The following is a 24,381-nucleotide window of genomic DNA, read 5'->3' as shown; positions in this document are numbered from 1 at the left end:
TTAAGTAGGCGGTGGAGAAAATGGATCCAGCACAAGATAAAGGAAATATTTTGAACAAAATCGGAATTCCTTCTCACATGATTTGGGGTTATATTGGCGTTGTTATCTTTATGGTTGGAGACGGACTCGAACAAGGATGGCTGTCTCCTTTTCTCGTTGAACATGGTCTCAGCATGCAGCAATCCGCATCGTTATTTACCATGTACGGCATTGCTGTCACCATCTCGGCTTGGCTTTCAGGCACGTTTGTCCAAACTTGGGGGCCGAGAAAAACGATGATTGTCGGCTTGCTTGCATTTATCCTCGGTTCGGCCGCTTTTATCGGCTGGGCAATTCCTCATATGCATTATCCGGCTCTCCTGGGCAGCTATGCACTTAGAGGCTTGGGATATCCGCTGTTTGCATACTCTTTTCTCGTGTGGGTGTCATACAGCACTTCTCATCATATTCTCGGAAAAGCCGTCGGCTGGTTTTGGTTTATGTTTACGTGCGGCTTAAATGTGCTCGGTCCGTTCTATTCCAGTTATGCGGTTCCGACCTTTGGAGAAATCAATACGCTTTGGAGCGCTTTGCTGTTTGTCGCGGCAGGGGGATTCCTCGCCCTATTTTTAAACAAAGATCAATTCACACCGGTACAACAACAAGATCAGCCGAAATGGAAAGAACTATCGAAGGCGTTTACAATTATGTTTGAAAACCCTAAAGTCGGCATCGGCGGTGTGGTCAAGACAATTAATGCCATAGGACAATTTGGATTTGCGATTTTTCTCCCAACTTATTTAGCGCGTTACGGGTATTCCGTTTCAGAATGGCTGCAAATATGGGGAACGCTATTTTCCGTGAATATTGTGTTTAATATCATTTTCGGTGCAGTCGGAGATAAACTTGGCTGGCGCAATACCGTGATGTGGTTTGGCGGTGTCGGGTGCGGTATTTTTACGCTGGCGCTTTATTACACGCCTCAGTTGATCGGGCATCAGTATTGGGTGCTGATGATCATCGCCTGCTGCTACGGTGCAGCATTGGCCGGCTACGTGCCATTGAGCGCGCTTTTGCCGACATTTGCACCTGATAATAAAGGCGCTGCCATGTCAGTCTTGAACTTAGGGTCCGGTTTATGTGCGTTTATCGCGCCGGGCATCGTCAGTCTTTTCATTGGACCGCTCGGTGCAGGTGGTGTCATTTGGATCTTTGCGGCATTGTATTTTTTCAGCGCTTTTCTGACACAATTTTTAACGATTTCTGAGCAAAACGCTGATATGTATACGGAGGAAAGGCTTGTCACGGAAAACATGCAAACAAATTTCGAGAAAACGGTTAAGCAGTAGCCTCTTTGGTCAAACTAGTCATAAACGTGTGCAAAGAGGTGTAGAGGGTGAAACGATTCAGCACGGCGTATCTTTTGCTGGGCATTCTTTGCTCAGCCTCAGCATTTCTATTAGGTGCTCCTCCCCATGCGTTAGGGGCGGAAGTGGAGCACTATGAACCGCTGCAGGTGCATGTGCAGCTTGAAAAAGTGTATTTGGACGGAGATGTCAGCATTGAGCATAAGCGTGAAAAAGTGCTTTCTATGGATGAGTTTTGGGCAGCTTATACCGGCTGGACGCTTGTCGAACAAAGTAAGGGATATGTGCTCTTCCGGAAGCAAATGGACGATATTTCTCCGCTCAGCAAGGTCAACGGATATATCGGTGTATCGGATAATGGCGTGATATCCACTTTTCATGGGCGACCTGAGTCAGCTTCCGAACCAATTCAGTCTTTTTTTCAAATTGATTTAGAGAGGCTGGAAAGCCACATGCAAAAAAATCTGCTGAAAGGCATTCCATTTCGGACAAAAGCGGAGTTTGAAGATGTCATAGAACATATGAAGATATACAGCGGGTGACGTCCGCTGATTGAAGACATGTATTCATGTCTTTTTTTTCGTGGAAGAATGAGAGAGAAGCGAACGTATGTTAACTTTTCTATAAGACTTTGGCTGTTTTTATGGTACAATGAAGAACAGTCAAAGAGGTGAATTTGCGTGATTGAATTTGTTAAAGGGACGATTGATTATGTATCTCCCCAATATATTGTGATAGAGAACGGCGGCATTGGCTATCAGATTTTCACGCCGAATCCGTTTATATATAAGGAGAGAAACCAAGAAACGATTTTTACGTACCACCATATCAGAGAGGATGCTTTTTCGCTCTACGGTTTTTCAACAAGGGAGGAGAAGGCGCTCTTTACAAAGCTGTTAAACGTGACCGGAATCGGTCCAAAAGGGGCACTCGCTATTTTAGGCTCAGGTGATCCGGGAGCGGTTATCCAAGCAATTGAAAATGAGGATGAAGCCTTTTTGGTCAAGTTTCCTGGTGTAGGAAAGAAAACTGCGCGCCAGATTATTCTTGATTTAAAAGGAAAGCTCGCTGATGTTGTGCCTGAAATGATTGAAAATCTGTTTAATCATGAAGAAAGGCTTGAAAAGCAAACAGCAGAAACCGCTCTCGAAGAAGCGCTTGAGGCCCTCAGGGTTCTAGGATATGCTGAAAAAGAAATCAAAAAGGTGCTTCCTCACTTAAAAGAAGAAATAGGGCTGACAACAGACCAATATGTGAAAAAAGCATTACAAAAACTATTGAAGTAAGGTGATGTTCATGGATGAACGGCTCGTCTCAAGTGAAGCAGACAACCATGAATCAGTGATAGAGCAAAGTTTGAGGCCGCAAAATCTGGCGCAGTATATCGGACAGCATAAGGTGAAAGAAAATTTGCGTGTGTTTATAGATGCGGCTAAAATGAGACAGGAGACGCTGGATCATGTTCTTCTGTACGGGCCGCCCGGGCTCGGGAAAACCACGCTTGCTTCCATCGTTGCCAATGAAATGGGAGTGGAATTGCGGACGACATCAGGGCCCGCGATTGAAAGACCTGGTGATTTGGCTGCCATATTAACGGCGCTGGAACCGGGTGATGTATTATTTATTGATGAAATACATAGGCTGCACAGATCGATAGAAGAGGTGCTTTATCCGGCGATGGAGGACTTTTGTCTGGATATTGTGATTGGAAAAGGCCCCTCTGCCCGCTCGGTTCGGCTCGACTTGCCGCCTTTTACGCTGGTAGGCGCAACGACGAGAGTAGGGCTTTTGACGGCGCCGTTAAGAGATCGGTTCGGCGTGATGTCGCGCCTTGAGTACTATACGCAAGAAGAGCTGGCGGATATCGTCACAAGAACCGCTGATGTATTCGAGGTTGAAATTGATAATCCGTCAGCTCTTGAAATTGCGAGGAGATCGAGAGGTACGCCCCGCGTAGCGAACCGCCTGCTGAGGAGGGTCCGCGATTTCGCCCAGGTGCTGGGTGACAGCCGGATCACGGAAGAGATTTCGCAGGATGCGCTGGAGCGGCTTCAGGTTGACCGCCTCGGTTTGGATCATATTGATCACAAGCTGATAATGGGTATGATCGAAAAGTTTAATGGCGGCCCGGTGGGTCTTGACACCATTTCAGCCACTATCGGTGAAGAACCTCATACGATTGAAGACGTATACGAACCGTATCTGCTGCAAATCGGTTTTATCCAAAGAACGCCGCGTGGAAGGATCGTGACACCGGCCGTGTATCATCATTTCCAAATGGAGGCTCCACGATATGATTGAATTCCCTAAGATCATTATGATTCTTGGTGCTGTTTTGCTTATCATCGGAGCAGTATTGCATTTTGTTGGCAAGATGCCGGGAGATATTTTTGTGAAAAAGGGAAATGTCACGTTTTTCTTCCCGGTTGTCACTTGTATCATCATAAGTGTGGTATTATCAATTTTGCTTAATCTTTTCGGCAGAATGAAATAACAAAAGACTAGAATAAAGGTGAAATCATCATGAAAGTCGATTTATTTGATTTTGAACTACCGGAACGTTTAATTGCACAAGTGCCGTTGGAGCAGCGCGATGCTTCAAGGCTTATGGTGCTTGATAAACATACAGGAGAGCTAACTGACAGCTCGTTTAAACACATTATCAGCTTCTTTAAAGAAGGAGATTGTCTTGTGCTGAACAATACCCGTGTGCTGCCGGCGCGGTTATTCGGAACAAAAGAGGATACCGGCGCGAAAGTGGAACTTCTTTTGCTCAAACAAGAAGCTGGTGACAAGTGGGAGACGCTTGTCAAACCGGCGAAACGGGTGAAAAAAGGAACCGTAGTGACGTTTGGAGACGGAAGGTTAAAGGCAGTCTGCACGGAAGAGCTTGAGCATGGCGGCAGAAAAGTGGAATTTCACTATGAAGGCATTTTCTACGAGGTGCTGGAATCTCTTGGAGAGATGCCGCTCCCGCCATATATCAAAGAACAGCTTGATGACAGAGAGCGCTACCAAACAGTATTTTCAAAAGAAATTGGCTCTGCCGCTGCGCCTACAGCAGGCCTTCACTTCACCGAAGAAATCTTACAGCAATTGAAAGACAAAGGTGTGCAAATTGAGTTCATCACACTGCACGTAGGCCTTGGAACGTTTCGCCCTGTGAGTGCCGATGACGTGGAAGAGCATAATATGCATGCGGAGTTTTATCAAATGTCAGAAGACACGGCTGCGGTCTTAAACAAAGTAAGGGGAAATGGCGGCCGGATCATTTCTGTCGGTACGACTTCGACCCGCACGCTTGAAACGATTGCCGGGGAGCATGACGGGCAATTTAAAGCATCAAGCGGCTGGACATCTATCTTCATTTATCCGGGCTATGAATTTAAAGCCATTGACGGAATGATTACAAACTTCCATTTGCCGAAATCATCATTGATTATGCTGGTCAGCGCGCTTGCGGGAAGAGAAAACGTTCTGCGCGCCTATAACCATGCGGTGGAAGAGGAATACCGTTTCTTCAGCTTCGGAGACGCGATGCTGATCCTATAATTCGAGAACAGGAGGCCTCATCAAAAGTGGCTGAACAACCAATACGCTATGAATTTATAAAAGAATGCAAACAAACAGGGGCGCGGCTGGGCAAAGTGCATACGCCTCATGGCTCCTTTGAAACGCCTGTTTTTATGCCGGTCGGCACACTGGCGACAGTCAAAACGATGTCGCCTGAAGAGCTTAAAGCAATGGATGCGGGCATCATTTTAAGCAACACGTATCACCTATGGCTCCGCCCGGGTCAAGATATTGTCAAAGAAGCGGGCGGGCTCCATAAATTTATGAACTGGGACCGCGCGATTTTAACAGATTCAGGCGGTTTTCAGGTCTTTTCTTTAAGCAAGTTTCGTAATATAGAGGAAGAGGGCGTCCATTTCCGCAATCACTTAAATGGAGACAAGCTGTTTTTATCTCCGGAAAAAGCGATGGAGATCCAAAACGCACTCGGCTCTGATATTATGATGGCGTTTGACGAATGCCCGCCATATCCGGCAGAGTACGATTATATGAAACGCTCAGTTGAGCGGACAAGCCGCTGGGCGGAACGCTGCCTCAATGCCCACACCCGTCAGGATGAACAGGGGCTGTTTGGCATTGTGCAAGGCGGAGAATATGAAGATTTGCGCACGCAAAGCGCGAAGGACTTGATTTCTCTTGATTTCCCGGGATATGCTATAGGCGGATTATCTGTCGGTGAACCGAAGGATGTCATGAATCGTGTGCTCGAGTTTACAACACCGCTCTTGCCGAAGGATAAACCGAGATATCTGATGGGAGTCGGTTCTCCGGACGCGCTGATCGACGGAGCGATCCGCGGTGTAGACATGTTTGACTGTGTGCTGCCTACGCGGATCGCTAGAAACGGTACGGTGTTTACAGCTGAAGGCCGTCTCAATATGAAAAATGCGAAATTCGAAAGAGATTTCCGGCCGATTGATGAAGAGTGTGATTGCTATACATGTAAAAACTACACTCGCGCGTATATCAGACATTTGATCCGCTGCAACGAAACATTTGGCCTTCGATTAACAACTTACCATAACCTTCATTTTCTGTTACACTTAATGGTGCAGGTAAGACAGGCTATTCGTGAGGATCGTCTGGGTGATTTCAGAGAAGAGTTCTTTGAGCGTTACGGCTATAACAAGCCAAATGCGAAAAGCTTCTAAATAAAAATAAATCACAGGCTTACAGAAAGGGGTGAAAATCATGACAGGCACTTTAGGCACATTGGTTCCTATTATTTTAATGTTTGCGGTCCTTTACTTCTTGCTGATTCGTCCTCAGCAAAAACAGCAAAAGGCTGTGCGCCGAATGCAGGAGGAACTGAAAAAAGGCGATTCAGTAGTGACAATCGGTGGATTGCACGGCACTGTTGACACTATCGACGAAAGCAAAGTTGTCATTAAGACTGGTGAAAACACACGTCTTACGTTCGACCGCCGCGCGATCAGAGAAGTTTCTGCTGCTGAATAACAGCAGGAGCTGTACATAGCAAACAAAAAAAGAGCGGATGATCCCGCTCTTTTTTTGTCATCTTTTTTATGTGGAAGACCTGTTTCCCCTCATGTTCACGCCGAAAATCCCACCCAGCATGCATACCCCTAAAAATCCCAGATGGTAGAGCAGCTGCTCAGCTGTAAATGTTTTTCCGAATCCTAAATACTGAAACAATAAAATAATCATAGAAAAGCTCAAGGCAGTCAATGCCCCGATCATCCAGCCTCTTTCCTTCCCTTTTCCTCCTGAAATAAACCCGCCGATGAATAAAGAAAGAAATGAGATGGCAGTGATCAGCCAGTTGAATGATGACTCTTCCAGCGAGGTTGCCGTCAGTAAAAGTGAAACGGCTAAGCTCGTCAGGAGCATAGCTGAAAAAATGGCGATTAAGCCGTAAAGAATGCCTTTTCCAACTTGTTTCGTTTCCTCCATGAATGTCTCCTCTCTGCCTGTATTAAAAGGCTTCTGTTCTTTTTGAACAAAGCCGTCAGACATGCTGATGGCTCGTCTTTGTAAAAATGTATTCCCTTGCCCCATGAATTAGACGTAAAAGCTTTATGAAATACGATCCATTCATCTTACATAAATTGTTCGTTTTGTTGCATCCTATGATGAGTTGGAGGTGTATGATGGAAGAGCTTCTCACTATTACGTTTCGCACAATCATATTGTATTTTGTGATATTGGTCATTTTTCGTTTCATGGGCAAACGGGAGATCGGGGAGCTTAGCATTTTAGACCTCGTTGTCTTTATTATGATGGCTGAAATTGCCGTTTTAGCTATAGAAAACGTAGAAGATCATCTTTTTCACACCATTTTGCCAATGCTTGTTTTAATGATCATTCAAGTGACATTCGCCTACTTTTCTTTAAAAAACCGAAAAATTCGCCAGCTTCTGGACGGCAAGCCGACCATTATTATCAAATATGGAAAAATTGACGAAAACGCCATGAAATCACAGCGTTATAATTTTGATGATTTAATGGTTCAGCTCAGAGAAAATAATATCGACAGAGTAGCTGATGTATCATTTGCCATTTTAGAACCGTCAGGTAAACTGACTGTTGTAAAGAAAGAAAACAGCGGGGAGCATCGGCAGCTCGAAATACCGCTCATTATAGACGGTTCTATTCAAACGGAAAACCTATCCAGAATCGGTAAAGATAAACAATGGCTGCTTGAAAAATTAAGAAAACACAGATATACAAATCCTTCAAACATTTCATTTTGCTCGTTTACTGACGGAGAATTATTTATTGATGAAAAAGATGGGCCCCGCACGTGATCTTTATCGGACAATCAGACGTCCGATAATAGGAATGCGGCGAAGCTCATCTTTTTTAATTAAACGGAAAACAAGCAGGAGGATGATATAGACAGCAGCACTCGTCGCAATCCATCCGGCGACATTCGCAACCTCGGACGCTCCAAAGGTGACATATTGTTTGATGGCGGAGCTGATGAATCCGCATATCGCAATCACAGCGAAACTGAGTGCGTACTCCTTGATTTTGATACTGATCGGCAGCACCTTGCTGACTGTTGCCGCGTGCAAAAGCGTAACGAGCACCATGCCTGTTACGATCGCTAATGCCGCGCCCATGATGCCGAGAGACGGTCTGGTGGCAAGGACGAAAATTAGGCCTGTTTTGACAAGTGCTCCGATTAAGCTGTTCATCATCGCAGCACCCGCTAAATTAAGCGCCTGCAGCACAGCTTGAAGAGGGCCCTGGAAATAATAAAGCAGAAAAAACGGGGCCATGACTTTTATAAATACAGCTGCGCCTGAGGAACCATACATCACCCTCATCAGCTCATCCGCAAAAACATATAAAATGACAACCGCAATGCCTCCGCTGAGCAGGCATAGACGCATAGCCTGTTCCAGCCGGTATTCCACCACCTGCAGTTTTTTCTGCTCCATTCCTTCACTGATCGCAGGAACAAGTGCAGTCGACAAAGAATATGTAATAAAGCTGGGCAGGGTCAGCAGCGTCATGGCAAAGCCGGTCAGTTCCCCGTATTGCTTCGTGGCGGCAACTGTTGCCACACCGGCGATGGCAAGACTTTGAGCGACGACAATCGGCTCGAAGAACCAAGAGAGGTTGCCGATAAATCGGCTTCCGGTCGTTGGAAGGGACACGCTCATTAATTGGGTAAAGGTTTGTGTTCCGTTTTTAATTGACTGGAAAAAATGCTTTCTGATTTTAATTGTCTTTTTATACTTAAAGCAAATGAACAAATAAAGAAGTGACGCCAGTTCACCTGCGACCGAGGATATCATTGCTCCCGCTGCGGCATATTCAATTCCGTAAGGGAGAAAAATCGTCGTGCATACAGCGACAAGTGAAATGCGGACGACCTGTTCAAGAACTTGTGACACGGCAAGCGGGTTCATATTCTGTTTTCCTTGAAAGTATCCCCTCAGCACACTCGATATGGCAATAATCGGCACAACCGGCGTAATGGCCAGGAGCGGATACAGTGTTCTCTTATCTGTCAGCATCGTTTCCGCCATAACCGGGGCGAAAAACAGAAACAGCGGTGTAAAGATCAGGCTGAGCACTCCTGTGATGGTCAGAGACATGACTAAAATATTTTTTGTTTTTTGATGATCCCCGCGCGCGCTGGCTTCAGCGACAAGCTTGCTGATCGCGACCGGCAGACCGAATTGAGTTAATGTAGTGGCCAAGAAGAAGGTAGGCGCCGCCATCATGTAAAGCCCGACTCCTTCTTCACCGATAAAACGGGCGATAACCACCCGGTTGACAAACCCGAGCATTCTTGTAACCATTCCTGCTGCGATCAGGATAAGAGTGCCCCTTAAAAACGTCTGTTTCGCCATTTTTACCCCCTGCCTTCTCAAACTACCTGTAATCATATACAATAAAGATATGCGTATATATCGTCCAAGCATGACAAGTCTTCTTGAAAAACAATAAAAAAAGGAGCGTGGAATTCATGGAGAAGCATCCCGCCGATCTATATAAAGACCACGTCAGGCCGTTTCTTTACAGCAAACTGGAAGAGTTTAAGATTCTCGGGTATGATGATGTTGAACTCGAAAGTTTGTGGTCATACTTAACACATAAGAAGTGGAAAAAGAAAACGGAACTGCACATTTATGAACTGACGAGCGATATTTTATCAGTGAAAATTGGCGAATTTATGAACTATGCAACCGTTGAGTCATTTAAAACGTCTAATTGGCTGGGAAGTGAAGAAGGCCAGGAAGCATTGGAAGAACTGCTGAGATAGCAACTGATTCGCATAGGTTTAAGGGAGGATATACATAATGAAAAAAGGACGCTTGATTGCGTTTTTCCTTCTCGTTTTATTGATCGGCACGGGCTTGGGCTACTTTACGAAGTCTGCCGCTAACAATATTACGTTAGGATTGGATTTGCAAGGCGGATTTGAGGTGCTGTATGATGTACAGCCCGTAAAAAAAGGTGACAAAATCACAAAAGACGTTCTGGTCAGCACAGTAGAGGCGTTGAACCGCAGGGCCAATGTTCTCGGTGTCAGTGAACCGAACATTCAAATTGAAGGAAATAACCGGATTCGTGTTCAGCTCGCTGGGGTGACAAACCAAAACAGAGCACGTGAAATCTTGGCCACTGAAGCGCAGCTTTCTTTCAGAGATACAAATGACAAAGAATTGCTGAACGGCTCTGACCTCGTGGAAAACGGGGCTAAACAAACATATGACGCCAAAACAAATGAACCCATTGTCAGCATTAAATTGAAAGACGCTGATAAATTCGGTGAAGTGACCAAAAAAGTCATGAACATGGCGCCAAACAACCAGCTTGTCATTTGGATGGATTACGAAAAAGGAGACTCCTTTAAGAAAGAAGTTCAAAAAGAGCATCCTAAATATGTATCCGCTCCGAATGTAAGTCAAGAATTAAACACAAAAGATGTTACAATTGAAGGCCAATTTACAGTTCAAGAAGCGAAAGATTTAGCCAGCATTTTAAACGCCGGCGCGCTTCCTGTAAAACTGACTGAAAAATATTCAACATCAGTAGGCGCGCAATTTGGACAGCAGGCGCTGCAGGATACGGTGTTTGCAGGCATTATCGGAATCGCAATTATTTTCTTATTTATGCTTTTCTATTATCGCCTGCCTGGATTTATTGCGGTGATTACGCTGTCAGTCTACATCTATATTACACTCCAGGTCTTTGACTGGATGAACGCTGTACTCACACTTCCGGGAATTGCCGCGCTTATATTAGGTGTCGGGATGGCTGTTGATGCGAATATCATCACCTATGAACGGATTAAAGAGGAGCTTAAGCTAGGAAAGTCAGTCCGCTCTGCCTTCCGTTCAGGAAACAGACGGTCATTCGCGACGATTCTTGACGCGAATATTACAACAATTATTGCGGCCGTTGTGCTTTTCATCTTTGGGACAAGCTCTGTAAAAGGGTTTGCGACAATGTTGATTCTGTCGATTTTAACAAGCTTTATCACAGCGGTTTTCTTATCTAGATTTTTGCTGTCGCTTCTTGTGGAAAGCAGATGGTTTGATCGGAAAAAAGGCTGGTTCGGCGTCAAAAAGAAACATATCATGGATATTCAGCATACAGATGAAAATACCGAACCGTATACGCCGTTCCAAAAATGGGATTTCACAAGCAAACGTAAATTTTTCCTCATATTATCCAGTGCCATCACTGTTATAGGGATTGTGATTCTGCTTGTGTTTAAGCTGAATCTGGGCATTGATTTTGCAAGCGGCGCACGAATTGAAGTGCAAAGCGGCCATAAGCTGACGACAGAGCAGGTGGAGAAAGATTTTGCATCACTTGGCATGGACCCTGATACGGTTGTTCTTTCTGGTGACAAGAGCAATATTGGGGTTGCGCGTTTTGTCGGGGTCCCAGATAAAGAAACGATTGCCAAAGTAAAAACGTATTTCAAAGACAAATACGGAACAGAGCCGAATGTCAGCACAGTTTCACCGACAGTCGGTAAAGAGCTGGCAAGAAGTGCTCTGTACGCAGTTGCGATCGCTTCTATCGGTATCATTATTTACGTTTCGATCCGGTTTGAATACAAAATGGCGATTGCTGCTATTGCTTCACTGTTATACGACGCTTTCTTCATCCTCACCATTTTCAGCATTACAAGGCTGGAAGTAGATGTGACGTTTATTGCCGCCGTCCTGACAATTATCGGTTATTCGATAAACGATACAATTGTTACATTTGACAGGATTCGCGAGCATATGAAAAAACGCAAGCCGAAAACGTTTGCTGACCTGAACCATATCGTAAACCTAAGCCTGCAGCAAACCTTTACGCGTTCAGTTAATACTGTACTGACTGTAGTTATTGTTGTAGTGGCGCTGTTGATCTTTGGAGCGGCCTCTATTACAAACTTCTCAGTCGCACTGTTAATCGGGCTGTTAACAGGTGTATATTCATCCCTCTATATCGCCGCACAAATTTGGCTTGTATGGAAAGGGAAAGAACTGAAAAAAGATTCGGTGCAATAAAAAAATGTCAGGCTGTCCTTTGCAGGGCAGCTTGTTTTTTTGAAGTTTCATTGAACTTAAAATAGACATTTGCTATAATGACATGCGCTTACATTTAAACATATAAATGGTGTTAAGAGTATTTGTGGCTGGTTTTCAGATATGTGGGAGGGTTTATCTATGAAGGTTCGTGAATCAGTGCTGCCGGGCATAGGGCATAAAGTTGAAATCATCACTAGAAACTGCGATAAAATTTCAATTATCATTCATCATGACGGCCGGAGAGAGTTGTACTATTTTGACGAAAATGATCATGAAGAATGTGTGGCCTCCGTCCAATTTGATGATGCTGAAGCCAGGCAAATTTCTGCGATTCTCGGCGGAATGGCATATAAACCGAAAGCATTAGAAAGCGTCGAGGCAGCCCTTAATGATTTAATCATAGAGTGGTGTAAAGCAGAGGCGGGAGCGCCTGCCATTCATCATACAATTGGTGATTTGAATGCAGGACAGGAATATCATGTGACTGTCATTGCGATCATTAAGAAGAATCAGGAAAAACAATTGAATCCGGGATCGGAAATAGTTATTGATGAGGGAGATACCCTTGTGATTTCCGGTGAGGGAAACGGATTGAAGAGGTTGATCCGGGAAAAATTAACTGCAAATGAGGCTTGACCTAGTGTCAAGCCATGTTTAAAACAAGCCTTGATAGGGAAAGTTACCTAATATTCTGAAATTTTTTGGGGGGAAGAGAATGAATAAACAATGGACCATTATTTTCGCACTTATTTTCACCTTAATTGTCGCTATTTTTGCAGTGATTAATGTAAGATCGGTAGAAGTTGATTACCTGTTTGGCAGATCGGAGTGGCCGCTTATTTTAGTTATTTTGGGCTCAGTTTTAATGGGCGCGCTGATCGTATTTTCTGCCGGCGTTTTTCAGGTGATGAAACTAAAGCGGGAAATAAAAGCGCTGCGGAAAGAAAAGAAAACTGTACAAGGAACGATACATAAACAAGAGGATACGTTGCATGATGACCTGAATGACACACAGGATGTATCAGCCAGACTTGAGAAAAAAGACTAGTTTTCGAATAATATTTGAAACCCCTCAGCCTGCTCTAGTATAATAGGGTGGTTGAGGGGTGAATTTATGTTAGCGTCAAAAATGCGATGGGAAATCCAGCGACCAGATCAGGATAAGGTCAAATCACTCACAGAACAATTGCATATAACACCTCTTGTTGCGTCCCTGCTTGTAAAAAGAGGCTTTGATACAGCAGAAAGCGCAAGGCTGTTTTTACATACAAAGGATGCCGATTTTAATGATCCTTTTGAAATGAAGGGCATGAAAGAAGCGGCAGAGCGAATAAAACAGGCGATTGCACAACAAGAACAGATTATGATATATGGCGATTATGATGCCGATGGAGTTACCAGTACGTCAGTGATGCTGCACACACTGCAAAAGCTGTCGGCTCAAGTTGATTTTTATATACCTGACCGCTTTAAAGAAGGCTACGGCCCTAATGAACAGGCATTTCGTTCGATTAAGGAACGGGGCTTCTCTCTGATTATTACGGTTGATACAGGAATTGCCGCTGTACATGAAGCAAAGGTGGCAAAGGAACTCGGACTGGATGTCATCATTACAGATCACCATGAGCCGGGACCGGAACTTCCGGATGTTTACGCGATCGTCCACCCGAAGCAGCCGGGCTGCACCTACCCGTTTAAAGAACTGGCCGGAGTCGGAGTCGCGTTTAAGCTTGCCCACGCTTTATTGGGCGAACTCCCAGATGAATTGCTTGACCTGGCGGCAATCGGCACCATTGCCGATCTTGTCCCGTTGCATGACGAAAACAGATTAATTGCAACACTGGGACTTGAAAGGCTTCGTCGGACGAATCGGCTGGGCTTAAAAGAGCTGATCAAGCTGTCAAGCGGAGACATCGGAGAAGCGAACGAAGAAACAGTCGGGTTCCAGCTTGCACCAAGGCTGAATGCCGTCGGAAGAATTGAACAGGCGGATCCCGCTGTTCATTTGCTCATGACAGAGGATTCGTTTGAAGCGGGAGAGCTTGCCGCTGAAATTGACCAGCTGAACAAAGAGCGCCAAAAGATGGTCAGCAAAATGACGGATGAAGCAATTGAAATGGTTGAACAGCAAAGCCTCGATCAAACTGCAATCGTCGTGGCCAAAGCCGGATGGAATCCAGGAGTCGTCGGAATTGTGGCTTCAAAGCTTGTGGACCGTTTCTACCGCCCGGCCATTGTGCTTGGCATTGATGAAGAAAAAGGGATCGCTAAAGGTTCGGCCCGGAGCATCAGGGGCTTTAATTTATTCGAAAGCCTTTCTGAATGCAGAGATATTCTTCCTCATTTCGGCGGCCATCCAATGGCGGCGGGGATGACGCTGAATGCCGAAGATGTGCCGGATTTGCGAAACAGGCTGAATCAAATAGCGGACAATACGCTTACGGAAGAGGATTTTATTCCTGTACAGGAAGTCGATCTCGTCTGTGGTGTCGAGGACATTACGGTTGATAGCATTACAGAAATGAACCTGCTGTCCCCCTTTGGCATGCTGAACCCGAAACCGCACGTTCTCGTAGAAAACGCTGTGCTGGAAGATGTCCGGAAGATTGGAGCAAATAAAAATCATGTCAAAATGACGGTCAGAAACGAGTCATCTCAGCTTGATTGCGTCGGTTTTAATAAAGGTGAGCTTGAAGAAGGCATCGTCCGCGGCTCAAGAATTTCAATTGTCGGTGAGATGTCTATCAACGAATGGAACAATAGAAAAAAACCGCAGCTTATGATTAAGGATGCCGCTGTTTCTGAATGGCAGCTGTTTGATTTAAGGGGGAAACGGATGTGGGAAGACACAGTTTCTGCCCTTCCATCTGCTAAACGGGCCATTGTCTCTTTCAAAGAAGACTCAACAACACTTCTTCAGACTGAAGATCTCCGCCGCGAAGTGCACGTCATCAGTTCTGAAGATCAGGCGAAGGCGTTAGATCTCGATGGTGCTTATATTGTATTACTGGATCCGCCGCCTTCGTTGGACATGCTCGCACATTTGCTGGAAGGCAAGATGCCTGAGCGGATATATTTTATTTTTCTTAATCAAGAGGATCACTTTTTATCAGCTTTTCCAGCAAGAGACCACTTTAAATGGTATTATGGGTTTCTTCTGAAAAGAGGTTCTTTTGACGTGAAACAACACGGCTCAGAGCTTGCGAGACATAAGGGCTGGTCCGTTGAAACAATCAATTTCATGACAAAGGTGTTTTTTGATCTCGGTTTTGTTAAAATAGAGAATGGTGTGCTGTCTGTGATTAGCGGAGTCAAGAAACGCGACTTAACAGACTCACAAACCTATCAGGCGAAGAAGCAGCTGATGGAATTGGATCAAAAGCTGAATTATTCTTCTGCTGAAGAGCTGAAGGAATGGCTGAATAAGCTGATGAAACAAGATTCAGAGGCTTATGAAAGTACGAGGAGGACATAAAACAGATGGATTTAAAACAATACGTAACAATTGTACCGGATTACCCGAAAGAGGGCGTGCAATTTAAAGATATTACGACATTGATGGATAAAGGCGATGTATACCGCTATGCCACAGACCAAATTGTTGAATATGCGAAAGAAAAACAAATTGATTTGGTCGTCGGCCCTGAAGCGCGCGGCTTTATTATTGGCTGTCCCGTTGCTTACGTGCTTGGCGTAGGTTTTGCGCCGGTCCGCAAAGAAGGCAAGTTGCCTCGTGAAGTAGTTAAAGTGGATTACGGCTTGGAATACGGAAAAGACGTATTAACGATCCATAAAGATGCGATTAAACCGGGTCAGCGTGTGCTCATTACAGATGACCTGCTTGCGACAGGCGGCACAATTGAAGCCACAATCAAACTTGTTGAAGAACTTGGCGGCGTTGTTGCTGGTATCGCTTTCTTAATCGAGCTTTCTTACCTTGACGGCAGAGAAAAGCTTAAAGATTATGACATGTTAACATTGATGAAATACTAAGGATAATCGCATAACGAAAAAGCACTCCATGTCAGGGTGCTTTTTTCCTATTGTTTTGCATTTATTTTATATAATATTTGGCGATTTGAACTTCTGCTCTTTACATCTTTCGTTTTTTTCTTGATAATAAACTACAATACAGTTTACATTCTAAAAAAGGTGATTCCATGGCGAACGAACAAGTATTGACTGCCGAGCAAGTTATTGATAAAGCGCGCAGCTATTTATCTGATGAGCATATCGCATTTGTCGAAAAAGCATATCTGTACGCTGAGGATGCTCATCGCGAGCAATACCGCAAATCGGGCGAGCCATATATTATTCATCCGATTCAGGTTGCGGGAATTCTCGTGGATCTTGAAATGGATCCTTCCACAATCGCGGGCGGATTTCTTCACGATGTCGTGGAAGATACAGATGTGACGCTTGATGACCTGAAAGAAGCATTTTCCGAAGAAGTGGCAATGCTTGTGGACGGCGTAACGAAGCTCGGCAAAATTAAATATAAATCTCAAGAGGAACAGCAGGCGGAAAATCATCGCAAAATGTTTGTCGCTATGGCTCAAGATATCCGGGTCATATTGATCAAGCTGGCGGATCGTCTTCACAATATGCGGACGCTGAAACATCTCCCTCAGGAAAAACAGCGGAGAATTTCCAATGAAACGCTGGAGATTTTTGCTCCTTTGGCGCATCGACTCGGGATTTCCAAAATTAAGTGGGAATTGGAAGACACGGCGCTCCGTTATTTGAATCCTCAGCAATATTACAGAATTGTCAACCTCATGAAGAAGAAACGCGCTGAACGTGAGCTTTATGTCGAAGAGGTAGTCGATGAAGTGAAGAAACGTGTCGAAGAAGTGCACATCAAAGCTGACTTCTCGGGACGTCCGAAACATATTTACAGCATTTATCGCAAAATGGTGCTACAAAATAAGCAATTTAACGAAATTTACGATTTATTGGCTGTCCGCATTCTTGTGAATAGCATAAAGGACTGCTACGCGGTGCTCGGCATCATTCACACATGCTGGAAACCGATGCCCGGCAGATTCAAAGATTATATCGCAATGCCAAAGCCGAATATGTATCAATCGCTTCATACAACGGTTATCGGGCCTAAAGGCGATCCGCTGGAAGTGCAGATCCGCACCTTTGAAATGCATGAAATTGCGGAATACGGAGTTGCGGCTCACTGGGCTTATAAAGAAGGGAAAGCGGCCACCGAAGGCGCAACCTTTGAGAAAAAGCTTTCTTGGTTCCGTGAAATTTTAGAATTCCAAAATGAATCAACAGATGCTGAAGAATTTATGGAATCGCTCAAAATCGATTTGTTTTCTGACATGGTGTATGTCTTTACACCGAAAGGAGATGTAATCGAGCTTCCGTCCGGTTCTGTTCCGATTGATTTTTCTTACCGGATTCACTCTGAAATCGGCAATAAAACAATCGGTGCCAAAGTAAACGGAAAAATGGTAACGCTGGATCATAAGCTTCGGACAGGTGATATCGTTGAAATTCTGACGTCTAAGCACTCCTATGGTCCGAGCCAGGATTGGGTGAAGCTTGCCCAAACCTCCCAGGCGAAGCATAAGATCCGTCAATTCTTTAAGAAACAGCGGCGCGAAGAAAATGTCGAAAAAGGCCGTGAGCTGGTAGAAAAAGAAATTAAAAATCTGGATTTTGAAGTGAAGGATGTCTTAACACCGGAGAATATCCAGAAGGTTGCTGACAAGTTTAATTTCTCAAATGAAGAGGATATGTACGCAGCGGTCGGCTATAACGGCATTACAGCCTTGCAGGTCGCAAACCGCCTGACGGAAAAAGAGAGAAAGCAGCGCGATCAGGAAGAACAGGAAAAGAGCGTTCAGGAAGTCACTGCGGAATCTAAGCCGTACCCACAAGGCAGGAAACGGGAAGCGGGCGTTCGCGTCAAGGGGATCGACAATCTTCTTGTCCGTTTATCAAAATGCTGCAATCCTGTACCGGGTGACGATATTGTCGGATTTATCACAAAAGGCAGAGGGGTTTCGGTCCATCGTGAAGATTGCCCGAATGTCAAAACGAATGAAGCCCTGGAGCGGCTGATTCCGGTAGAATGGGAACATGAGTCGCAGGTTCAAAAGCGCAAGGAATATAATGTTGAGATAGAGATTCTTGGGTATGACCGCCGCGGATTGCTGAACGAGGTGCTTCAGGCAGTGAATGAAACGAAAACAAATATTTCATCTGTTTCCGGCAAATCGGATCGCAATAAAGTGGCAACTATTCATATGGCGATTTTTATTCAGAACATCAATCACTTGCACAAAGTCGTCGAGCGTATTAAACAGATAAGAGATATCTATTCTGTGCGCCGCGTCATGAACTAAAGGGGTTAGAAAATGAGATTAGTTGTTCAGCGAGTAACTGAAGCAAGCGTAACAGTGAATGAAGAGGTTGTCGGTCAAATTGGACAAGGCATCATGGTGCTGGTCGGCATCACTCACGATGATACAGAAGAGGATGCAGCTTATTTGGCCGATAAAATGGTTCATCTTCGTATATTCGATGACAGTGAAGGGAAAATGAATCTGTCTCTTTTAGATATAGGAGGAGAGATTTTATCCGTCTCACAGTTTACGCTTTACGGAGATACGAAAAAAGGGCGCCGGCCGAACTACATGAACGCCGCAAAACCTGATAAAGCTTTAGGCCTCTATGAAAAATGGAACGACTTGCTTCGTGAAAAAGGAATCAAAGTGGAGACCGGAATGTTTGGAGCGATGATGGATGTTCAGCTTACAAACTCAGGACCTGTCACGCTCATGATGGATTCAAAATAAAAAAGCTGCTAAAAGGCAGCTTTTTTTATTGGAAATATTTCTCCAATCCGCTCTCGATACCGTCTGTTACTTTTTCTTGGTAAGAGCTGCTATGTACAATGGCCTCTTCCTGCGGATGGCTTACATATCCCAGCTCATACAGCATAGCGGGCTGTCTGTTTTCCCGAAGTACATAATAATCTCCGAATAACACGCCGCGGTCAGGAATGGAAGAACGCTTCACCACTTCAGAATGTACATCTGACGCCAGTCCCTGATCTTTGGCAGGGCTGTAGTAGTAAGCGGTGCTGCCTCTGGTGGAAGCATCCGCATAGCTGTCATAATGAATGCTGATAAAGGCGTCAGCGTTGCGATAGTGAGACGTAGAGACCCGTGACTGTAAGCTGACAAAGGTATCATCCTGGCGTGTCACATACACATCTGCTCCAGCCGATCTAAGTTTGCCGGCGAGTAGTTTTGCTGTTTTAATCGTCAGGTTTTTCTCGAATTTACCCGAGTAGCCGATCGTTCCGCTGTCCTTTCCTCCGTGTCCCGGATCAACAATAATCGTTTTATTGTTTAGAGAGCCGTTTCCGGACGGGGAATCAGCGACAGGCGGTTCTCCTGATTCTTCCGCACTTTTAGACGTTTGGACCACCCAGTTGGCGACATAAGCAGTCTGTCCGTTATCAAGCTTTATCTCATACCAGCTGCCCTTTGAACCGGTTATCGGATAGGAATCGCCTTTGGCAGCACGTTCTACGATCGAAGATGATGTTGACGCATCACTTCTTACGTTCGTTCCTCCGTATACGATATAGGCTTTTTTAGCGGAGGAGGAACTGCCGGCATTTGCTGAATCTTCAGCTGGATCAGAACTAGTCAAAAGGTAATGGCTTGCAACCCAGCCTTTCAACCCGTTCACTTCGATATGAGCCCAGCCATTTTTCTCGTTGAGAATCGTCACTTTCTTTCCGCGATCCAGTTTCGTTATAATCGCCGTGTCATGTGAGGCGGAGGCTCTTACATTTAGTGAGGAAACACCGACCGTGCCCGTTGATGCACCGGGAGATTCGGTTTGATCATTCCCATCAGATACTGAACTGTTGCCGTCTGACGTGACATATTCAGATGACACCCATCCGGTGGCATTTTGATAGGATATCTTGATCCAGCCCGAATCTTTATCAATGACAGACGCTTGGCTGCCTTGCGGGAATTTGCCGATGACGTCGTATGAAGTGCCCGGTCCGGTTCTCATTCGCAGATCGGGATCTGTTGATGTAACAGTATCACTGCTTTCCGAAGAGCTTGAGCTGCCCTGATCTTCTTTTGTAATAAGCCATGACACCACCCATCCTTTGTCTCCGGAACCAAGCTGTATCTGCACCCAGTCTCCTTCTTCTTTTAAAATCGGGTAATGCTCTCCCTTTTTTACTTTCGCTGTAATCCCGTAGCTAAGCCCCGGGCCGCTTCTGACGTTCATTTCATCTGTTGCGATGACCGCTTCTCCCTGAGCGGCTGTAACGGAAGAAAAAGGCGGGAAAAGCGCCCCCGCGACGATAATACATACAATAAGAACAAAGTATTTCTTGCTCATTGTGTCCTCCTTTCAGATGATCATAAAAAAAGCTTTCTTGCTTAATATCGTAAAGTCCTTTCTGATTTTTAAATAAAAATAAAATGATTTGTTTATACTAGGCGTAAATACAATCAAAAAGGTGTGCAAATCATGAAATATCATCCAAAAATGGGCCGCGCGTTTCAAGACGGTGAAGCAAATCTGCATTACAGCGATCACGCTGAACCTGATACGAGCGGTTTCCTTACTGAAACGGCATCTGAATTTGGTCTTATGTCCAAAGAAGCAGCGATGAGGAAAAACAACCGGAATAAAGCTTGACAGAGAACCTCAATCCCATTATTATAATAGAAATTGAGTACATAGCAAAATGATGAAAGATTTGAACCAATAATGGAGAAGAGTAGGTCAGATTGCATGGATAGAGAGGAACCGCCCCAGGCTGAAAGCGGATCCCATTGCGTCTTTCTCGAAACAACACTCCGGAGGTTTCCTGCTGAACGCGTTAATCCCGTCATTAGGCAGTGAACGTGAACCTGCGTTAAAGGATCGAGCGGGAATATGAACATATTCCAACTAGGGTGGCACCACGGGTATAACTCTCGTCCCTACTATACATGTATAGTAGGGGCGAGAGTTTTTTTAATTTCATCATGAATGATCATTGTATATTTTTATAAGGAATACATGAGGAGGTCCACATATGGGATATAACATTCCAAGAGGAACACAGGATATTCTGCCTGGAGAATCAGATCGCTGGCAGTTCGTTGAACAAATTATGAGAGACACTTGCCGCACTTATCAATATAAAGAAATCCGCACACCGATTTTTGAGCATACAGAACTGTTTGCCAGAGGTGTCGGAGAGTCTACAGATATCGTACAAAAAGAAATGTATACCTTCCAGGACCGCAAAGGCAGAAGCCTGACGCTTCGACCAGAGGGAACAGCTGCGGCGGTTCGCGCTTTTAATGAAAATAAGCTATTTGCAAATCCTGTCCAGCCGACAAAGCTTTATTATGTCGGGCCGATGTTCCGTTATGAACGTCCGCAGACGGGCCGGTACCGCCAGTTCTATCAGTTTGGAATTGAAGCAATAGGCTCGAGTGACCCTGCGATTGATGCCGAAGTCATGGCACTTGCGATGAGTATTTATCAAAAAGCAGGTTTGCAAAACGTCAAGCTTGTCATAAACAGTCTCGGCGACCAAGAAAGCCGCAAAAGCTACAGAGAAGCGCTCGTGAAACATTTTGAGCCTCGCATCGAAGAGTTTTGTTCAGACTGCCAGTCACGTCTGCACACAAATCCGCTCAGAATCTTGGACTGCAAAAAAGACCGCGATCATGAACTGATGAAATCAGCACCTTCGATTTTGACATATTTAAATGAAGAATCATCCGCTTATTTTGAGAAAGTAAAGCAATACTTAAACGATCTTAACATTGCGTATGAAATTGATCCTAACCTTGTGAGAGGGCTGGATTATTACAACCACACCGCATTTGAAATCATGAGCAATGCGGAAGGTTTTGGCGCGATTACGACACTTGCAGGCGGCGGACGCTACGATGGTTTGGTCGAACAGATCGGCGGGCCTGAAGCGCCGGGCATCGGGTTTGCGATGAGCATTGAACGCTTGCTTGCCGCAATTGATGCTGAAAAAAGAGAACTGCCTGTTGATCAGGGAATCGACTGTTATGTCGTCACGCTCGGAGAAAAAGCAAAGGATTATTCTGTTTCATTGGTGTACAAACTGAGGGAAGCAGGCATCTCCAGCGAAATCGATTATGAAAATAAGAAAATGAAAGGCCAATTCAAAACAGCTGACCGCCTAAATGCCAGATTTATTGCGATTTTGGGTGAAGATGAGCTTGCCCTAAATAAAATCAATGTAAAAGATGCACAGACGGGCGAACAGATTGAAGTGGCACTTGATGAATTTATACATGTGATGAAGGCAAATCAAAAGGGATAAGGAGTGGAATGTATTGTTTGGAAGAACATATTATTGCGGCGAAATAACTGAAAAAGCAATTGGTGAATCTGTAACGCTGAAAGGCTGGGTCCAAAAAAGACGGGACCTCGGCGGACTGATTTTTATTGACTTGCGCGACCGTACGGGGATCGTTCAAGTCGTGTTTAACCCTGATGTGTCAAAAGAAGCGCTTGCTATTGCGGAAGGCATCAGAAACGAATACGTGCTCGACATTCAAGGAAAAGTGGTGGCGCGTGAAGAAGGAACAGTCAATCAGAATTTAAAAACAGGCGCGATCGAAATACACGCTGATGGAGTGGCCGTATTAAGTGCTGCAAAGACACCGCCGTTTGCGATTTCTGATCAAGCGGAAGACGTATCAGAGGATGTCCGTTTAAAACACCGTTACTTAGATTTACGCAGACCGGCTATGTTTCAAACAATGCAAATGCGTCATAACGTGACGAAAGCAGCCCGCAGCTTTTTAGATGAAAAAGGGTTTCTTGATATTGAAACGCCGATTTTAACAAAAAGCACACCTGAGGGCGCACGTGACTACTTGGTTCCGAGCCGAGTGCATGAAGGTGAGTTCTATGCGCTGCCTCAGTCCCCGCAACTATTTAAACAGCTTCTGATGGTATCCGGCATTGAACGCTATTATCAAATTGCCCGCTGTTTCCGAGATGAAGACTTGCGTGCGGACCGCCAGCCTGAGTTTACGCAAATTGATATTGAAATGTCCTTTATGAGCCAGGAAGATATTATGTCATTGGCTGAGGATATGATGGCAAAGATTATGCGCGAAACAAAAGGTGTGGAGCTCAAGCTTCCTCTTCCTCGAATGACGTATAATGAGGCGATGAACAGTTATGGTTCTGATAAACCGGATACTCGATTTGATATGCTTTTGACAGATGTGTCTGACATTGTGAAGGATACAGAGTTTAAAGTATTCTCATCAGCTGTGGCAAACGGCGGCGTGGTAAAAGCAATCAACGTAAAAGGCGGAGCGGGCGATTACTCCAGAAAAGATATTGACGCTCTTGGCGCTTTTGCTGCAAACTACGGGGCAAAAGGACTTGCCTGGGTGAAAGTTGAGGCAGACGGAGTGAAAGGCCCGATTGCCAAATTCTTTGATGAAGACAAGCAGTCCAAGCTGATTGAGGCGCTTGATGCTGCTGAAGGTGATTTGCTGCTGTTCGGAGCGGATAAATTCGAAGTGGTTGCCGCATCGCTCGGCGCCCTGCGCTTAAAGCTTGGGAAAGAACGCGGACTGATTGACCAAAACCTGTTCAATTTCTTATGGGTTATCGACTGGCCGCTTTTAGAGCATGATCCGGAGGAAGGCCGTTTTTACGCAGCCCACCATCCGTTCACAATGCCTGTCCGTGAAGACCTTGAACTGATTGAAACAGCGCCTGAAGACATGAAAGCACAAGCCTATGACCTCGTCTTAAACGGCTATGAGCTTGGAGGCGGTTCGATTCGTATTTTCGAAAAGGACATTCAGGAAAAAATGTTTGCGCTTCTTGGCTTCTCACAAGAAGAAGCGGCTGAGCAGTTCGGGTTCTTACTTGAAGCATTTGATTACGGCGCTCCTCCGCACGGCGGAATCGCGCTTGGCTTAGACCGTCTCGTCATGCTTCTCGCAGGACGTACGAACCTAAGAGATACGATTGCATTCCCGAAAACGGCAAGTGCAAGCTGCCTGATGACAGAAGCGCCAGGCGAAGTAAGCGACGCCCAGCTGGACGAGCTTCACCTTTCTATCAAGAAAAAAGTAAAGAGCTGAATGAGCAGTTCGATTCTTGAAAATCAAAATCGTCTATGATATGATTTTGACAAGTTAAATAAAGTCCTGATGTGTTAGTTGTACACCTAGTTTTGACCGAACATTTTTTTGATTTGGGAGCCCGTATTTTTAAATGGCGTACATGCCTCTTTTCATTCGGTAAAGAGGACTTACAAGATTTGAAAGAGGGCACCCACCTGCTGAGAGCGGGTTCAAAACAAAGGAAAGTTGCAACGGCACTATTGGGACTTTATTTTTTGTGCGCAGAAAAAAACGGCTGTTCCTGGATCAGCCATTTTA

The 24,381-nt window shown here is 45.0% G+C and carries 23 protein-coding genes, 1 other RNA gene and 1 other annotated feature; of the genes, 21 read left to right on the top strand and 3 right to left on the bottom strand.

The genetic code is table 11. The features are described 5' to 3' along the window. The first annotated feature begins 20 nt into the window (after window positions 1-20). The 8 genes from V6D41_RS02885 (at window position 21) to yajC (ending at window position 6,377) form a co-directional block, all read left to right on the top strand. Window positions 21-1,328 (top strand): MFS transporter, encoded by a 1,308-nt coding sequence (locus V6D41_RS02885; RefSeq protein WP_333517220.1) that lies wholly within the window; start codon window positions 21-23, stop codon window positions 1,326-1,328. 47 nt (window positions 1,329-1,375) lie between these two features. Next, window positions 1,376-1,888 carry an intercompartmental signaling factor BofC gene (locus V6D41_RS02880; protein WP_333517219.1) on the top strand — a complete coding sequence of 171 codons (513 nt, stop codon included), beginning with the start codon at window positions 1,376-1,378 and terminating at the stop codon, window positions 1,886-1,888. Between the two features lie 138 nt (window positions 1,889-2,026). Then, a complete protein-coding gene (gene ruvA / locus V6D41_RS02875; RefSeq protein WP_014664824.1) occupies window positions 2,027-2,632 on the top strand; it encodes a Holliday junction branch migration protein RuvA in 606 nt (201 codons plus the stop codon). A 10-nt stretch (window positions 2,633-2,642) separates the two neighbouring features. Further along, window positions 2,643-3,647, top strand: coding sequence for a Holliday junction branch migration DNA helicase RuvB (gene ruvB / locus V6D41_RS02870; protein WP_333517218.1), 1,005 nt, complete (start codon window positions 2,643-2,645; stop codon window positions 3,645-3,647). After that, window positions 3,640-3,840, top strand: a complete 201-nt coding sequence (locus V6D41_RS02865) for a DUF2905 domain-containing protein (protein ID WP_087992292.1) — start codon at window positions 3,640-3,642, stop codon at window positions 3,838-3,840. The genes ruvB and V6D41_RS02865 overlap by 8 nt, the downstream gene beginning before the upstream one ends. A 29-nt stretch (window positions 3,841-3,869) precedes the next feature. Further along, window positions 3,870-4,898 (top strand): tRNA preQ1(34) S-adenosylmethionine ribosyltransferase-isomerase QueA, encoded by a 1,029-nt coding sequence (queA, locus tag V6D41_RS02860; RefSeq protein WP_202327060.1) that lies wholly within the window; start codon window positions 3,870-3,872, stop codon window positions 4,896-4,898. 26 nt (window positions 4,899-4,924) lie between these two features. Next, a complete protein-coding gene (gene tgt / locus V6D41_RS02855; RefSeq protein WP_148962219.1) occupies window positions 4,925-6,070 on the top strand; it encodes a tRNA guanosine(34) transglycosylase Tgt in 1,146 nt (381 codons plus the stop codon). Between the two features lie 40 nt (window positions 6,071-6,110). Then, window positions 6,111-6,377: a preprotein translocase subunit YajC gene (gene yajC / locus V6D41_RS02850; protein WP_333517217.1), complete on the top strand. Its 267-nt coding sequence runs from the start codon at window positions 6,111-6,113 to the stop codon at window positions 6,375-6,377. A gap of 66 nt (window positions 6,378-6,443) precedes the next feature. Here the strand turns inward: yajC and V6D41_RS02845 are convergent, their stop codons facing one another. Continuing rightward, the gene (locus V6D41_RS02845) at window positions 6,444-6,833 is read right to left on the bottom strand and encodes a TIGR04086 family membrane protein (protein WP_176365292.1); all 390 of its coding nucleotides are present in this window, start codon (window positions 6,831-6,833) and stop codon (window positions 6,444-6,446) included. A gap of 197 nt (window positions 6,834-7,030) precedes the next feature. Here V6D41_RS02845 and V6D41_RS02840 point away from each other — a divergent pair, with 197 nt between their 5' ends. Then, window positions 7,031-7,687: a DUF421 domain-containing protein gene (locus V6D41_RS02840; protein ID WP_333517216.1), complete on the top strand. Its 657-nt coding sequence runs from the start codon at window positions 7,031-7,033 to the stop codon at window positions 7,685-7,687. A 3-nt stretch (window positions 7,688-7,690) separates the two neighbouring features. Here V6D41_RS02840 and spoVB read toward each other — a convergent pair whose 3' ends face one another. After that, a complete protein-coding gene (gene spoVB / locus V6D41_RS02835) occupies window positions 7,691-9,247 on the bottom strand; it encodes a stage V sporulation protein B (protein ID WP_333517215.1) in 1,557 nt (518 codons plus the stop codon). A gap of 116 nt (window positions 9,248-9,363) precedes the next feature. Here spoVB and comN point away from each other — a divergent pair, with 116 nt between their 5' ends. From comN to dtd, 8 genes are all read left to right on the top strand, one after another. Continuing rightward, a complete protein-coding gene (comN, locus tag V6D41_RS02830) occupies window positions 9,364-9,660 on the top strand; it encodes a post-transcriptional regulator ComN (RefSeq protein WP_087992285.1) in 297 nt (98 codons plus the stop codon). A gap of 37 nt (window positions 9,661-9,697) precedes the next feature. Next, a complete protein-coding gene (secDF, locus tag V6D41_RS02825; RefSeq protein WP_333517214.1) occupies window positions 9,698-11,911 on the top strand; it encodes a protein translocase subunit SecDF in 2,214 nt (737 codons plus the stop codon). 159 nt (window positions 11,912-12,070) lie between these two features. Beyond that, window positions 12,071-12,568 carry a cation:proton antiporter regulatory subunit gene (locus tag V6D41_RS02820; protein WP_333517213.1) on the top strand — a complete coding sequence of 166 codons (498 nt, stop codon included), beginning with the start codon at window positions 12,071-12,073 and terminating at the stop codon, window positions 12,566-12,568. A gap of 79 nt (window positions 12,569-12,647) precedes the next feature. Continuing rightward, entirely contained in the window at window positions 12,648-12,980 is a 333-nt protein-coding gene (locus V6D41_RS02815) for a LapA family protein (protein ID WP_333517212.1), read from the top strand. Between the two features lie 66 nt (window positions 12,981-13,046). Next, on the top strand, window positions 13,047-15,407 hold the full coding sequence (gene recJ / locus V6D41_RS02810) for a single-stranded-DNA-specific exonuclease RecJ (RefSeq protein ID WP_333517211.1): 2,361 nt from the start codon (window positions 13,047-13,049) through the stop codon (window positions 15,405-15,407). Between the two features lie 5 nt (window positions 15,408-15,412). After that, window positions 15,413-15,925 (top strand): adenine phosphoribosyltransferase, encoded by a 513-nt coding sequence (locus V6D41_RS02805; protein WP_087992280.1) that lies wholly within the window; start codon window positions 15,413-15,415, stop codon window positions 15,923-15,925. A 167-nt stretch (window positions 15,926-16,092) separates the two neighbouring features. Next, window positions 16,093-18,297, top strand: a complete 2,205-nt coding sequence (gene relA, locus V6D41_RS02800; protein ID WP_087992279.1) for a GTP diphosphokinase — start codon at window positions 16,093-16,095, stop codon at window positions 18,295-18,297. A 12-nt stretch (window positions 18,298-18,309) separates the two neighbouring features. Continuing rightward, window positions 18,310-18,750, top strand: coding sequence for a D-aminoacyl-tRNA deacylase (gene dtd, locus V6D41_RS02795; protein ID WP_087992278.1), 441 nt, complete (start codon window positions 18,310-18,312; stop codon window positions 18,748-18,750). 25 nt (window positions 18,751-18,775) lie between these two features. Here the strand turns inward: dtd and V6D41_RS02790 are convergent, their stop codons facing one another. Then, the gene (locus tag V6D41_RS02790) at window positions 18,776-20,329 is read right to left on the bottom strand and encodes an SH3 domain-containing protein (protein WP_333517210.1); all 1,554 of its coding nucleotides are present in this window, start codon (window positions 20,327-20,329) and stop codon (window positions 18,776-18,778) included. A 132-nt stretch (window positions 20,330-20,461) separates the two neighbouring features. Between V6D41_RS02790 and V6D41_RS02785 the strand changes: the two genes are divergently transcribed. The 4 genes from V6D41_RS02785 (at window position 20,462) to ssrS (ending at window position 24,334) form a co-directional block, all read left to right on the top strand. Further along, on the top strand, window positions 20,462-20,632 hold the full coding sequence (locus V6D41_RS02785) for a YrzK family protein (RefSeq protein ID WP_333517209.1): 171 nt from the start codon (window positions 20,462-20,464) through the stop codon (window positions 20,630-20,632). A gap of 60 nt (window positions 20,633-20,692) precedes the next feature. Next, window positions 20,693-20,924: a binding site (T-box leader), on the top strand. A 90-nt stretch (window positions 20,925-21,014) separates the two neighbouring features. Further along, window positions 21,015-22,289, top strand: a complete 1,275-nt coding sequence (hisS, locus tag V6D41_RS02780; RefSeq protein WP_333517208.1) for a histidine--tRNA ligase — start codon at window positions 21,015-21,017, stop codon at window positions 22,287-22,289. Between the two features lie 13 nt (window positions 22,290-22,302). After that, window positions 22,303-24,081 carry an aspartate--tRNA ligase gene (gene aspS / locus V6D41_RS02775; RefSeq protein WP_333517207.1) on the top strand — a complete coding sequence of 593 codons (1,779 nt, stop codon included), beginning with the start codon at window positions 22,303-22,305 and terminating at the stop codon, window positions 24,079-24,081. A gap of 60 nt (window positions 24,082-24,141) precedes the next feature. After that, a non-coding RNA gene (gene ssrS / locus V6D41_RS02770) (6S RNA) lies at window positions 24,142-24,334 on the top strand. Window positions 24,335-24,381 lie beyond the last annotated feature (47 nt).

The sequence above is a fragment of the Bacillus sp. 0102A genome, from assembly GCF_036765155.1.
GTDB lineage: Bacteria > Bacillota > Bacilli > Bacillales > Bacillaceae > Bacillus > Bacillus subtilis_G.
The sequence above is the reverse complement of the archived record's forward strand: the minus strand, read 5'-3'. Positions and strand labels throughout refer to the sequence as shown.